We start from the raw sequence: 13,702 nt of genomic DNA, 5'->3' as shown, positions 1-13,702 counted from the left end.
CCGCCTTCCGTTCCGGGCCCCGGGCCCGGTGGCGAGCCGCCGCCGCCGGCCTTGGAGGGGCCCTGGCGGTGATCGCCCTGCACTTCACGGCCATGAGCGCCATGACCATCGTTCCGCAGGCCATCTCGCCCATGGCCTGGACCGTGTCGCCCGGCGCCATGACCCTGGTGATCGGCGCCATGGTCATCGGCATGGCCGGCGTCGCCGCGGCCCTGGCGGGCATGGCCTGGGCCTCGCGCTCGAACGCCGTCTCGCAGATTCGCGATGCGATCGAGGCCATGCCCGACGGCATGGCCTTCTACGACGCCGACGACCGCCTGGTGCTTTGGAACGACCGCTACGCCCGGGTGAATCCCGAGCTGTCCTCGCGCCTCCAGCCAGGAATGACCTTCCGCGAGATCATCGACATCGGCCTGTCGGAGGGCCTCTACGCCGACGCCGTGGGGCGCGAGTCCGCCTGGATCAAGGAGCGGTTGGCCAATCGCAAGGCCCTGTCGACCACCATCGAACAGCACATCGCGGGCGACCGCTGGCTGCGGGTCTCGGACCGGCGCACCCGCGCCGGCGGCATCGTCACGGTCTGCACCGACATCACCGACCTGAAGCGCGACGCCCACGCCCTGGGCGAGGCGCGCGACGCCGCCCAGGCGGCCAACAGCGCCAAGAGCCAGTTCCTGGCCAATATGAGCCATGAGATTCGCACGCCCTTGAACGGGGTGATCGGCGTCGCCCAGGCCTTGGCCAACACCGAGCTGTCCGCCCGCCAGAAGGAGATGCTGGACCTCATCCGGTCGTCCGGCCAGACGCTGCAGGTCCTGCTCAGCGACATCCTGGACCTGGCGCGGGTCGAGTCCGGCCGGCTGGAACTCGCCGAGGAGCCCTTCGACCTGGGCCGCGCCGTCCGCGACGCCGCCCAACTGTATGAGGCTCAGGCCCGCGAGAAGGGCCTGCAGTTCTTCGTCGAGATCGACGAGGCGGTGGACGGCTGGATCCGGGGCGACGTGGTCCGCCTCAAGCAGATCCTCACCAACCTGGTCTCAAACGCGGTGAAGTTCACCTCCACAGGCTTCGTCTGCCTGACCGCCGCGCCCGGCCCGGACCTGAACGGCGAGCCCACCCTGCGCTTCTCGATCGAGGACACCGGCATCGGCTTCGACGGCGACACCCGCGCCCGCCTGTTCGGCCGCTTCGAACAAGCCGACGGCGGCATCACCCGCAAGTTCGGAGGATCCGGCCTGGGCCTGTCGATCTCGCGTCAGCTGGCCGAGATGATGGGCGGCGATCTGGACTGCGAGAGCGAGCCCGGCGGCGGCTCGGCCTTCATCCTGACGGTGCCCCTGCGGCTGGCCGAAGCGCCCGCCATGAAGACCGCGACCGACGCGGCGGCGGCGGCAGAGGAGGCGCGCCGGCTGCGCGTTCTTCTCGCCGACGACCATCCGGTCAATCGCAAGGTGGTCGAGATGATCCTGATGCAGGCCGACATCGAGCTGACCCAGGTCGAGGACGGCGCCCAGGCGCTGCACGCCGCCCGCGACGCCGGCTTCGACGTGATCCTGATGGACATGCAGATGCCGGTCATGGACGGCCTGACCGCGACCCGCGAAATCCGGCTGCACGAAGCGGCGATGGGCCTGCCCCGGACGCCGGTGGTCATGCTGACGGCCAACGCCCTGGCCGAGCATATCGCCGCGGCCGAGGCGGCGGGGGCGGACCGCCACCTGGCCAAGCCGTTCGACGCCGCCGAACTGCTGGACCTGGTGGCCACCCTGCCCGGCGCGGTCGCCGCCTCGATGGCGGCGTAGGTCGCAAACCGATCGTCGAGGAATAAGACGTCATGGCCGGGCTTGTCCCGGCCATCCATGAACTCGGACCGCGACGTCCGAGACTTCCCGACTGAACTCCGGGTCTATGGATCCCCGGCACAAGGCCGGGGATGACGAGGGTATGGGCTCAAAGCGCCAGGAGCCCCGCCTATTCGTAGCCGTGGGCGGCTTCGTTGATGACCTGGCTGGGCATGTTGGAGAAGTCCACGGCCACCGGGGCGGCCAGCTTGGACTGCAGGGTGCGGATGACGTGGGTCATCCGGCGGCGCACCTCCCGCTCGGCCTCCGAGCCGGTGTCCAGGCTCAGCGGCGCCAGGCAGAAGTCGATGATGGCGTCCGTGCTCTTGATCGGTTCCATGGGCGGTTCCTTCCTTATTCGGCGGCGACGAACTGGGCGGTCTCGGTCGAATCCTTGAGCGCCGTGGTCGAGGACTGGCCGTTCGAGATGACGGTCGCCACCTGGTCGAAATAGCCGGTGCCGACCTCGCGCTGGTGGCGGGTGGCGGTGTAGCCGCGGGCCTCGTTGGCGAACTCGCGCTGCTGCAGCTCGGAATAGGCCGCCATGCCGCGATCCCGATAGCCGTCGGCCAGCTCGAACATGCCGTTGTTCAGGCTATGGAAGCCCGCCAGGGTCACGAACTGGAACTTGTAGCCCATGGCCCCCAGCTCGCGCTGGAACTTGGCGATGGTGGCGTCGTCCAGCTTGGCCTTCCAGTTGAAGGACGGCGAGCAGTTGTAGGCCATCAGCTTGCCGGGGTGCTCGCGCTGGATCGCCTCGGCGAACTTGCGGGCGTCGTCCAGGTCCGGATGGGAGGTCTCCCACCACAGCACGTCGGCGTATTTGGCGTAGGCCAGGCCGCGGGCGATGCAGTGCTCCAGCCCGGTTCCCTCCTTCAGGCGGAAGAAGCCCTCGGGCGTGCGATTGTCGCGCTGGATGAAGGGATGGTCCCGCTCGTCGATGTCCGAAGTGATCAGCTGGGCGGACTCGGCGTCGGTGCGGGCCACCGTCAGGGTCGGCGTGCCCATGACGTCGGCGGCCAGGCGCGCGGCGATCAGGTTGCGCTCGTGCGCCTGGGTCGGGATCAGGACCTTGCCGCCCAGGTGGCCGCACTTCTTCTCGGACGCCAGCTGGTCCTCGAAGTGGACGCCGGCGGCGCCCGCCTCGATGAAGGCCTTCATAATCTCGAAGCTGTTCAGCGGGCCGCCGAAGCCGGCCTCGGCGTCCGCCACGATGGGCGCGAACCAGTCGCGCTTGGCCCCGCCCTCGGCGTGCTCGATCTGGTCGGCGCGCTGCAGGGTGCGGTTGATGCGGCGACACAGCTCGGGGGCGGCGTTGGCCGGATACAGCGACTGGTCGGGGTACATGGCCCCGGCGGTGTTGGCGTCCGCCGCCACCTGCCAGCCCGACAGGTAAATGGCCTTCAGCCCGGCGCGGACCATCTGCATGGCCTGGTTGCCGGTGACCGCACCCAGGGCGTTCACGAAGGGCTCCTCGTGCAGCAGCTGCCACAGGCGGTTGGCGCCCCGCTCGGCCAGGGTGTGGGTCACCGGGACGGAACCGCGCAGGCGCAGGACGTCCTCGGGCGCATAGGGACGCTCCACGCCGTCGAAACGACCGGCGGGCGAAGGGACGAGATCGGCGAAGGTGGTCATGGTCGGTCTCTGCTGGGCCGCCGTCAGGAGCGCGGCGGGTCGCAAGCAGAGGACCATGCGGAAGTCACGAATGATACAGAACTAGACAGACATATCGTGTCATTGAGTCATATTATGACAGAGAATATTAAGTCATGATGTGACATCATGCGGCCATGGAAACCGTCACTGACCGCAAGCTCTTTCTCGGAGGCCGCCTGAAGAGGCTGCGTCGCGACCTGGGCCTAACCCAGACGGCGATGGCCGCGGACCTGAGCGTTTCCCCCAGCTATCTCAATCACATAGAGCGGAACCAGCGCCCTGTTTCGGCCCAGCTGCTGCTTCGGCTGGCCGAGACCTACGACGTCGATCTGCGCGCCCTGGGCCAGGCCGGCGGGCCGGCGTCGGAGGCCGAACTGGCTGAGGTCTTCGCCGACCCCCTGTTCCAGGACCTGGCCGCGCCGCGCCATGAGATCATGCAGCTGGCCGAGGACCAGCCGGCCGTCGCCGACGCCTTCCTGCGCCTGTACCGCGCCTTCGCCGAACAGCGCAGCCGGGCCAGGGCCGAGGCCGGCGGCGTCTCGGACGACGGCCCGGCCGACTGGGTTCGCGAATACGTCCAGGCGCGCCGGAACCACTTCCCCGAACTGGACGCCCTGGGCGAGACCCTCGCCGCGGCCCTGGAGGCCGAGACGCCGGGCGAGGGCTTCGAGACCCGCGCCCGCGCCCGGTTGCAGTCCAGGCACGGCCTGGCGGTCCGCACCCTGCCGGCCGAGGCCATGGCCAGCATTACGCCGGCGCAGGCGGTCGCCCATCCCAACTGGAGCATGGGGGCCAAGATCTCGGTCGACAGCGCCAGCATGGCCAACAAGGGCCTGGAGATGATCGAGGCGGCCTATCTGTTCGACACGCCGGCCGAACGGATCGACGTGGTGGTGCACCCCGAGTCTATCATCCACAGCCTGGTCGAGTACGTGGACGGCTCCACGCTCGCTCAGCTCGGGCCGCCGGACATGAAGACGCCGATCGCCTGCGCCCTGGCCTGGCCGGAGCGGATCGCCTGGCCCGCGCCGAAGCTGGACCTCGCGACCCTGGGCCGTCTGACCTTCGAGGCGCCGGATGAGGTCCGCTTTCCGCTTCTGGGCCTGGCCCGGCAGGCGCTCAGAACCGGCGGAGCGGCGCCGATCGTCTTCAACGCGGCCAACGAGGTGGCGGCCCTGGCCTTCCTTGACCGGCGCCTGGGCTTTCTCAATATTGCCGCAGTCGTCGCCGACACCTTGTCGCGCGTGACGGCCTCGGGGGTGGATTCCTGTTCCGACAGCGCCTGTGACGCGGCTCTCGCCGTGGACGCGACGGCGCGGCGGGCTGCGGAAACCATCGTCCAGGGCCTCGCGGCGGCGGCCTGAGAACCAGGCGGAGAGGGACCCACAATCGCATGACGGGCGTTCTCGGCCAGCTGCTGACCTCAATCGTGTCGTTCCTCGTGGTGCTGACGTTCATCGTCACCATCCACGAACTGGGCCATTTCCTGGTCGCCCGGGCCTTCGGCGTGAAGATCGACCGCTTCTCGATCGGTTTCGGCAAGGCGTTGCTCAGCCGCACCGACAGGCGGGGCGTGGAGTGGCGACTGGGCTGGATCCCGCTGGGGGGCTACGTGAAGTTCTCGGGCGATCTGGACGCCTCGAGCGTGCCGGACCAGGCGGGCCTGGCCGAGCTGAAGTCTCGGATCGTGGCCGAGAAGGGGCCCGGGGCCGAGCGGGAGTATTTCCATTTCAAGCCGGTATGGCAGCGGGCGCTGGTGGTCGCGGCGGGACCGGCGGCCAATTTCCTGCTGGCGATCGCCCTGCTGACGGTGCTGTTCAGCGTCATCGGCGAGCAGATCGTGGCCCCGCGCGTGTACGGCGTGGCTCCGAACTCGCCGGCGGCGGCGGCCGGTTTCCAGCCCGGGGACCTGATCACGGGCCTGAACGGACGGGCGGTGGCCGAGGCCGAGACGGTGACCAGCACGGTGATCCTGAGCGCCGGCGACCCGCTCACCTTCACGGTCGATCGCGGAGGGCGGACGGTGACGCTGGTGGCGACGCCGGAGCGTCGGATCGAGGACGACGCCATCGCCGGCCGAATTCGGGTGGCGCGAATCGGCCTGGACCTGCGCCCGCTGCCTCAGGACTACCATTTCCGCCGCCTGAACCCGGTGGAAGCCGCCGGCAAGGGCGTCGAGCGCCTGCAGCTGATCGTGAGCAGCACCTTCCGCTATCTGGGCCGCATCTTCACCGGCAAGGAATCGGGCGACCTGCTGAACGGTCCGCTGGGCATCGCCCGCACCGCCGGCGGCGTGACGCAGCAGGCGGCCTCGGTCGAGGCGCCGCTCGAGCTGGTCGCCGCCAACGTCGCCCTGAACCTTGTTCAGTTCGCCGCCATAGTTTCGATCGGAATGGGTATTGTTAATCTGCTGCCGATTCCCGTCCTCGATGGCGGACACCTGCTGTTCTACGGCTATGAAGCTGTGGCCCGCAGGCCAGTCCCCGCTCGCGTTCAGGAGTTCGGCTACCGGGTCGGTCTTGCTTTGCTGGCGGGATTGATGTTGTTCGCAACCTGGAACGACCTGCAGAAGCTGAGCCTGTTCAAATTCCTCGGCGGGCTCGCTTGATGAGCCGACGCCAGCCCCCGATGGTTTCCCGAATGATTCAACACGACGCGTCCGCCCTTCGTTTCGCCCGGAACCTGAGCCCCAGCCTGGTGGTGCTCGCGGTCGCCGCCGGCCTGGCCGGTCCGGCTCTGGCCCAGAGCGCGCCCCAGAGCGCCGCCGGCCCCCGCCATCCAGCCCGGCGCGCCGATCGAGGCCCAGCAGGCCCCGGCGCAGGAACAGGCGAGCCCCGAGCGCGTGACGGTCAACCGGATCCTGGTGCGCGGCAATCAGCGCATCGACCAGACGACGGTCCTGTCCTATCTGCCGATCCAGCCGGGCGATTCCGTCGACGCCTCGGTGCTGGACGTCGCGGTGCGGACCCTGGTGCGGACCCAGCTGTTCGCCGACGTCCAACTGGGCATCCAGCCCAATGGCGACCTGGTCGTCGAGATCGTCGAGAACCCCATCATCAACCAGGTGGTGTTCGAGGGTAACAGCGCGATCGGCGAGGAGAAGCTGACCGAAGAAGTCACGCTGAAGCCGCGCGGCATCTATACCCGCGCGCGGATCCAGGAGGACGTGGGCAAGATCGTCGAGCTGTACCGCCTGTCGGGCCGCATCTCGGCGACGGTGACCCCCAAGATCGTCCAGCTGGACCAGAACCGCGTCGACGTGGTCTTCGAGATCAACGAAGGACCCGAGACTGGCGTGCGCGCCATCACCTTCCTGGGCAACGAGGCGTTCTCGGACAACGACCTGCGCGAGGTCATGGTCACCAAGCAGTCCCAGTGGTGGCGTCTGTTCACCAGCAACGACAACTACGATCCGAACCGTCTGGACTACGACCGCGAGCAGCTGCGGAAATTCTACACCAACCGCGGCTACTACGACTTCCGCGTGGTGTCGGCCGTCAGCGAGCTGGCCCCCGACGATTCCGCCTTCGGCATCACCCTGACGGTCGACGAAGGCGACCGCTATCATTTCGGTACGGTCGAGGTGGTCACCGAGAACGACCGCCTGAACCCGGACTTCCTGAAGCTGCTGCTGCCGATCCGCTCGGGCGACCTGTACGAGAGCGACAAGATCGAGACGGCGGTCGACGCCCTGACGTTCGCGGCCGGTTCGGCCGGTTACGCCTTCGTCGAAATCGAACCTCAGTACCGGGCCAACCCCGAGACGGACACCGTCGACGTCACCTTCAACATCAAGGAAGGCCAGCGGGTCTACGTCGATCGGATCAATGTGGTCGGCAACACCCGGACGCTCGACAACGTCATCCGCCGCGAAATGATGCTGAGCGAAGGCGACGCCTTCAACCGCACCCTGCTGGAGCGCTCGCGCAACAACCTGCGCGGCCTGGGCTTCTTCAAGGATGTGACGGTGGAAGAGGCGCGCGGTTCGGCGCCGGACCGCTCGATCGTCAACGTCACCGTGCAGGAGCAGCCCACCGGCGAACTGTCCGTCGGCGCCGGCTTCAGCTCGGTCGATTCGTTCGTCCTGAACCTGGGCATCACCGAGCGCAACTTCCGCGCCGCGGCCAGAACGTGGTCGCCCGGATGGAATGGGGGTCGCTGCGTCAGCAGATCGATTTCCGCTTCACCGAACCGAAATTCCTGGGGCGCGACCTGCGCGCCGGCTTCGACGCCTTCCATTCGCGCTACGACCTGAGCGAGTATTCGTCGTACGACTATCGCTCGACGGGGGGCGGTCTGCGCCTTTCGTACCCTCTGAACGGCTACACGCTGCTGAGCACCCGCTACTTCCTGAAGTCGGACGAGATCATCGTTCCGAGCGGTTACTGCGGCTCCGGCGGCTCGGGCTCGAACGCCCTGTGCGATCAGGTGGGCTCGTTCCTGAACTCGTCGGCGGGCTACACCCTGGTGGTCGATCGTCGGAACGATCCCATCCGCCCGACCCGCGGCTGGACCGGTTCGCTGCGCCAGGATTTCGCCGGCATCGGCGGGGATGTGAACTACGTCAAGACGGAAGCCGACGTGTCGGCCTACTGGGGCATTTCGCCCGAATGGGTGGTGACCGCCAGCGCCTCGACCGGCTACGTCGCGGGCTGGGGCGGCGATCCTGTCCGGATCAACGACCGCTTCTTCAAGGGCGGCAACAGCTTCCGCGGCTTCGAAACCGCCGGCCTCGGACCGCGCGACCTGACCACCGGCGACGCCCTGGGCGGCAATTTCTACGCCATCGGCACGCTGGAGCTGACGGTCCCGAACTATCTGCCGGAAGAGTACGGCATACGCACCTCGCTGTTCACCGACGTGGGCACCCTGGGATTGCTGGACGATCGCTACACCGTCAACGCCCTGGGTCAGCCGGCCACCAACATCGTCGACGAACTGGAGCTGCGGGCCGCCGCCGGTCTCAGCATCCACTGGCGTTCGCCGATGGGGCCGATCCGTTTCGACATCAGTAAGGTTCTCGGCAAGGAAGACTACGACAAGACCGAGTCCTTCCGCTTCTCGACTTCCACCCAATTCTAACCGCGGGACGCCGTCCCGCCCCAAAGGCCACACGATGAAACTCATTGCTCTGGGCGCCTTCGCCCTCGCCACCCTCGCCGCCGGGACCGCCTCGGCCCAGCAAGCCGCCGCGCCTCAGATCACTCATGGCCCGGCGATCACCGGCCTGTGCATCTACAGCCCGCAGCGCGTCCTGGTTCAGTCCACCGCCGGCCAGTCCCTCCAGCAGGGCATGCAGCGCCTGACCGAAGAGGTCCGCGGCGAACTGCAGCCCTACGCCACCAGCATCCAGACCGAGGCCCAGCAGCTGCAGCAGGGCGGCCAGGCGGCCGACCCCGACGGTTCGCGCCGCCGTCAGTGGCAGCAGCGCCTGGAAGAGGCCCAGCAGCTCGAGCAGACCCGCGAACAGGAGCTCCGCTACACCGAAAGCCTGCAGACGCAGACCATCGGCAACGCCGCCAGCCCGCTGATCGCCGCCGCTTATCAGGAGCGCAACTGCAGCATCCTGCTGGACCGCAACTCGGTCTTCCTGGGCAATCCGGCCATGGACATCACCGACATCGTCCTGCAGCGCCTGAACGCCGCCCTGCCGACCCTGCCGGCCTTCACCCGCTCGCCGGTGCCGGCTCAGCCGCAACAGTAGGCGGCGTCACGGATGCCAGATCCGCGCTTCTTCGAAAGCCTGCCGGCGCTGGACGTCGGAAGTCTTGCGGAACGGATCGGCGCTGAAATCCTGCGCGGCGGAGATCGAAAGATCTCCGCCGTTGCGCCTTTGGGGACGGCGGGCGCCGACGAGATCGCCTTCTTGGGCGACCGGAAATTCGCTGAGGCCCTGAGGAACACCGCGGCCGGATGCGTCATCGTTCCGGCCGCCGCGGCGGACCAGGCCCCGGCCGGCGCGGCGGTGCTGACTTCGAACCAACCTCAGGCGGCCTGGGCGCGGGCGTCGTTGCTGCTGCACCGGCCGATCGCGATGGACGCCGTCCCGCTGGTCGAGGCCGCCGAGGACGACACCGTCGTCGCCGAACCCGGCGTGGTGTTGGGCCGTGGCGTCCGGATCGGACGCGGCACGCGGATCGGCGCCAACACCGTCATCGGCCCCGGCGTGCAGATCGGCCGGGACTGCGCCATCGGCCCGAACGTCAGCGTGGGCTTCGCGCTGATCGGCGACCGCGTGAAGCTGTACGCCGGCGTCCGGATCGGCGAGGCCGGCTTCGGAGCGGCCGCGGGTCCAGCAGGCCCCATCGACGTTCCGCAACTGGGCCGAGTGATCCTGCAGGACGGCGTCACCGTCGGGGCCAACACCTGCATCGACCGAGGCGCCTATGACGACACGGTCGTCGGCGAGAACACCAAGATCGACAACCTGGTCATGATCGCCCACAATTGCACGATCGGTCGAAACTGCCTCATCGCGGCCCATACGGGCATTTCCGGCTCGGTCACGGTCGGCGACGGCGTGATCTTCGGCGGAAAGGCGGGGATCGGCGACCATCTCAATATCGCCGACGGCGCGCGGGTGGCCGGAGGCGCCGGGGTGCTGGCGGACATTCCGGCTGGCGAGACCTGGTCGGGTTATCCCGCGAAACCTATTCGCCAATTCTTGCGCGAGACGGTCTGGGTGTCCAAACAGGCGTCACGGAAGAAGGACGACAGGGAGTAGGCCCATGGCCGAGGACACGGGCGACATCGACTACGCCGAGGTGATGCGGCGGTTGCCGCACCGCTATCCCTTCCTGCTGGTCGACAAGGCGCAGGATTTCGTGCCGGGAACGTCGATCACCGGCATCAAGAACGTCACTCACAACGAGCCCTTCTTTCTGGGACATTTCCCGATCGATCCGGTCATGCCGGGCGTGCTGATCGTCGAGGCCATGGCTCAGACCGGGGCGCTGCTGATGTCCAAGACCATGGACGTGGCGGTGGCCGACAAGGTCATCATGTTCATGTCCATCGACGGCGTCCGGTTCCGCAAGCCCGCCCGCCCCGGCGACCAGCTGCGCATGGAGGTCAAGGTGACCCGCGCCCGGGGCGACGCCTACAAGTTCCGGGGCGAGACCTTCATCGACGGCAAGATGGCGGCCGAGGCCGAGTTCATGGCCATGGTCGTGACCGTCGAGCAGCCGGCGGCCTGATGGCGATCCACCCCACAGCCCAGGTCGATGCGGGCGCCAGGCTGGCCGACGGCGTCGAGATCGGGGCCTGGAGCATCATCGGGCCCAATGTCGTGCTGGACGAAGGCGTAAGGGTCGCCAGCCATGTCGTCATCCAGCAGGACACGACGGTGGGCGCCGGGGTGACGATCCACCCCTTCTGCGTGATCGGCGGCGACCCGCAGCACGGCGGCTACAAGGGCGAGCCGGTGGCGCTCGAAATCGGCGAGAACACCGTCGTCCGCGAGCACTGCACCTTCAACCGGGGCACGCCGGGTGATCGCAAGCTGACGACCATCGGCTCGAACAGCCTGTTCATGACCGGCGCGCACGTCGGCCACGACTGCGTGGTGGGGAGCAACGTCACCTTCGCCAACAACGCCACCCTGGGCGGCCACGTCCGGGTCGGCGATCGGGTGTTCCTGGGCGGGCTGGCGGCGGTGCACCAGTTCGGCCGGATCGGGCAGGGGGCCATCGTCGGAGGCCTGTCGGCGGTGACCCGCGACGTAATCCCCTACGGCTCCGCCTGGGGCAACCACGTACGCCTGCACGGCCTGAACCTGATCGGGCTGAAGCGCAAGGGCTACGGCAAGGACGCCGTCCGCCGGCTGTTGGCGGCCTATCGGGACATCTTCGAGGCCGAGGGGCTGTTCTCCGAACGGCTCGACGCGGCTGCGGCGACCTATGCGGATCTGCCCGAGATCCAGGAGATCATCGCCTTCATCCGCGAAGACACCCGGCGTCCGGTCGCCTTGCCGGAACGATGAGCGGCAAGCTGGCCCTGATCGCCGGGGGAGGGGCGTTGCCCCTTTCGGTCGCCGCCCGATGCGAGGCCGAGGGCCGCCCGGTGTTCGTGATCCGGCTGGCCGGCTTCGCGGACCCGCACCTGGCCCACTATCCGGGAATCGACGCCGGCATGGCCGAGATCGGCAAGGTGCTGGCGGCGATGAGGAAGGCCGGGTGTCGGGCGGTCTGCCTGGCCGGCACGGTCAATCGTCCCGACTTCAAGACGCTGAAACCCGACTTCAAGGGCGCGACGCTGTTGCCGGGCATCGTGGCGGCGGCGACGAAGGGCGACGATGCCCTGCTGCGCAAGATCCTGTCGGTGTTCGAGGCCGAGGGCTACGCCGTCGAGGGCGCGGACGACATCCTGGGAGGCGAGACCCTGCCGGCCGGCGCCCTGGGCGCGGTGTGGCCGACCGCCGCCCAGCTGGAGGACCTTAGGAAGGCGCTCCATGTTGCTGAAAAATCCGGAGAACTGGACATCGGACAGGGCGCGGTCGTCTGCGACGGTCTGGTGCTGGCGGTGGAGGCCCAAGAGGGGACCGACGCAATGCTGATGCGGGTCGCGGGCCTGCCGGCGGACCTGCGTGGAGGCCCGGAACGGCGCAAGGGCGCCCTGGGCAAGGCGCCCAAGCCGATCCAGGACCTGCGGGTGGACATGCCCGTGATGGGCGCGCGCACGGTCGAGATGGCGGCCGCGGCCGGGCTGGCGGGGGTCGGCGGGGTGGCAGGAAAGCTGATCGTCATCGACCGCGCCGCCCTGATCGAGGCCGCGGACCGGCTGGGCCTGTACGTCTGGGGGGAAAACCGGTGAGCCGCCCGCTGAAGGTCATGCTGGTCGCCGCCGAGGCGTCGGGCGACGCTCTGGGGGCTGGGCTGGCCGCCGCGCTAAAGGAACGGCTCGGACAGGACGTGGTCTTCGTGGGCGTCGGCGGACCCAAGATGGCCGCCGAGGGCGTCCGGAGCCCGTTCGACATCAAGGAGTTGTCGGTCCTTGGCTGGATCGAGGGCCTGAAGGCTTACGGAACGGTCAAGAAACGCGTCTCCGACACCGTCGCCCTGGCTGTCGCCGACAGGCCCGACGCGGTGGTGCTGATCGACAGCTGGGGTTTCACCATCCGGGTGGCCAAGGCGCTGAAGGCGGCCCTGCCGGGCGTCCCGCTGATCAAATACGTGGGGCCGCAGGTTTGGGCCTCGCGGCCGGCCGGGCGAAGACCCTGGCGCAATCCGTCGATCACCTGCTGGCGCTCTACGCCTTCGACGCGCCCTGGTTCGAGCGCGAGGGGCTGCCGACCACGGTGGTGGGCTCCCAGGCGCTGCACGTCGACATGAGCCAGAACGACCCAACGGAATTCCGCAGCCGCCGCGGAATCGCCCCGGACGCCGACCTGCTGCTGGTCTTGCCCGGAAGCCGGCCTTCCGAGATTCGGCTGATGACCCCGGTTTACGAGGCCGCCGTGGCGCGGTTGAAGAAGGACGATCCGGCGCTGGAAGTGGCGGTCGTGGCGGCTGGCACGGTGGCCGAGGACGTAGCCGGCCGGATCGCCGCCTGGCCGTTCCGCATCCACCTGGTCGGCGAGGACGAGAAATACGACGCGATGAAGGCCGCGACCGTGGCGCTGGCGACCAGCGGGACAGTGTCGACCGAACTGGCCCTGGCCGGCGCGCCTATGGTCATCGGCTACCGCTTCCAGCCGCTCAGCTACGCGATCATGAAGCCCTTCTTCACCGGCAAGTACGCGACGCTGTTCAATCATGCCGCCGACGAGGAGATCGCCCGCGAGCTGATCCAGAAGGACGCCACGCCGCAGAAGGTGGCGGCCGAGGTCAGGCGGCTGCTGGCCGATCCGGACGCTCGTCGCGACCAGGCGGCCCGCCAGACGGCGGCGCTGGACCGGATGGGGCGCGAGGGTCGGCATCCGTCCCAGATCGCCGCGGACGCGGTGCTGCGGGTGATCGCGGCGCCGCTGGCCGCAAGGATGGCGCTGGGTTAGGCTCGCGCTCGACTGACCGGCCGCCCGACCCAAGAAGAGACGAAAGCCCTGGAGACTCCGCCCTGTCCCAGTCGACGGCAAGGCCTTCATGGCCCGCTGCCGCGCCGAAGGACGTTCCGCCAGCGACGCGCTTCGGGGTTCATTGAGGCCGCGCCGGCGCCGACGCGAGGCCGGGCGCGCGATACACTATGGCTGATCGGCGCCTGGTCGCGAT

At 68.6% G+C, this 13,702-nt stretch carries 9 protein-coding genes and 4 pseudogenes; 11 read left to right on the top strand and 2 right to left on the bottom strand.

The window, feature by feature from the left end; genetic code table 11:
- Window positions 1-1,802: ATP-binding protein (locus AC2W7C_RS05650; protein WP_486000565.1), on the top strand; the 1,802-nt coding region annotated here is incomplete at its 5' end.
- Between the two features lie 169 nt (window positions 1,803-1,971).
- Here the strand turns inward: AC2W7C_RS05650 and AC2W7C_RS05645 are convergent.
- Together AC2W7C_RS05645 and aceA are read right to left on the bottom strand one after the other, a co-directional pair.
- Window positions 1,972-2,181: a hypothetical protein gene (locus tag AC2W7C_RS05645; protein WP_486000564.1), complete on the bottom strand. Its 210-nt coding sequence runs from the start codon at window positions 2,179-2,181 to the stop codon at window positions 1,972-1,974.
- Between the two features lie 14 nt (window positions 2,182-2,195).
- Window positions 2,196-3,476, bottom strand: a complete 1,281-nt coding sequence (gene aceA, locus AC2W7C_RS05640) for an isocitrate lyase (protein WP_486000563.1) — start codon at window positions 3,474-3,476, stop codon at window positions 2,196-2,198.
- Window positions 3,477-3,631: 155 nt separating this feature from the next.
- Between aceA and AC2W7C_RS05635 the strand changes: the two are divergent.
- The 10 genes and pseudogenes from AC2W7C_RS05635 to lpxB form a co-directional block, all read left to right on the top strand.
- Window positions 3,632-3,778 (top strand): annotated as a pseudogene (locus tag AC2W7C_RS05635) (helix-turn-helix domain-containing protein); the annotation flags it as partial.
- Between the two features lie 435 nt (window positions 3,779-4,213).
- Window positions 4,214-4,861: pseudogene (locus tag AC2W7C_RS05630) on the top strand (1-deoxy-D-xylulose-5-phosphate reductoisomerase); the annotation flags it as partial.
- Window positions 4,862-4,890: 29 nt separating this feature from the next.
- Complete coding sequence (locus AC2W7C_RS05625) at window positions 4,891-6,105, top strand: M50 family metallopeptidase (RefSeq protein ID WP_486000562.1); 1,215 nt, start codon at window positions 4,891-4,893, stop codon at window positions 6,103-6,105.
- 168 nt (window positions 6,106-6,273) lie between these two features.
- Window positions 6,274-8,579: pseudogene (gene bamA / locus AC2W7C_RS05620) on the top strand (outer membrane protein assembly factor BamA).
- A 34-nt stretch (window positions 8,580-8,613) separates the two neighbouring features.
- The gene (locus AC2W7C_RS05615; protein ID WP_486000561.1) at window positions 8,614-9,201 is read left to right on the top strand and encodes an OmpH/Skp family outer membrane protein; all 588 of its coding nucleotides are present in this window, start codon (window positions 8,614-8,616) and stop codon (window positions 9,199-9,201) included.
- A 12-nt stretch (window positions 9,202-9,213) separates the two neighbouring features.
- A complete protein-coding gene (gene lpxD, locus AC2W7C_RS05610; RefSeq protein WP_486000560.1) occupies window positions 9,214-10,221 on the top strand; it encodes a UDP-3-O-(3-hydroxymyristoyl)glucosamine N-acyltransferase in 1,008 nt (335 codons plus the stop codon).
- Between the two features lie 4 nt (window positions 10,222-10,225).
- Window positions 10,226-10,693, top strand: coding sequence for a 3-hydroxyacyl-ACP dehydratase FabZ (gene fabZ / locus AC2W7C_RS05605; RefSeq protein ID WP_486000559.1), 468 nt, complete (start codon window positions 10,226-10,228; stop codon window positions 10,691-10,693).
- On the top strand, window positions 10,693-11,478 hold the full coding sequence (gene lpxA, locus AC2W7C_RS05600) for an acyl-ACP--UDP-N-acetylglucosamine O-acyltransferase (RefSeq protein WP_486000558.1): 786 nt from the start codon (window positions 10,693-10,695) through the stop codon (window positions 11,476-11,478). Before fabZ ends, lpxA begins: the two co-directional genes overlap by 1 nt.
- On the top strand, window positions 11,475-12,308 hold the full coding sequence (gene lpxI, locus AC2W7C_RS05595) for a UDP-2,3-diacylglucosamine diphosphatase (RefSeq protein ID WP_486000557.1): 834 nt from the start codon (window positions 11,475-11,477) through the stop codon (window positions 12,306-12,308). Before lpxA ends, lpxI begins: the two co-directional genes overlap by 4 nt.
- Window positions 12,305-13,488: pseudogene (gene lpxB / locus AC2W7C_RS05590) on the top strand (lipid-A-disaccharide synthase). Before lpxI ends, lpxB begins: the two are co-directional and overlap by 4 nt.
- Window positions 13,489-13,702: the final 214 nt, after the last annotated feature.

The organism is Brevundimonas sp. CURTG3B2_SDJG (genome assembly GCF_057364705.1).
The sequence above is the reverse complement of the archived record's forward strand: the minus strand, read 5'-3'. Positions and strand labels throughout refer to the sequence as shown.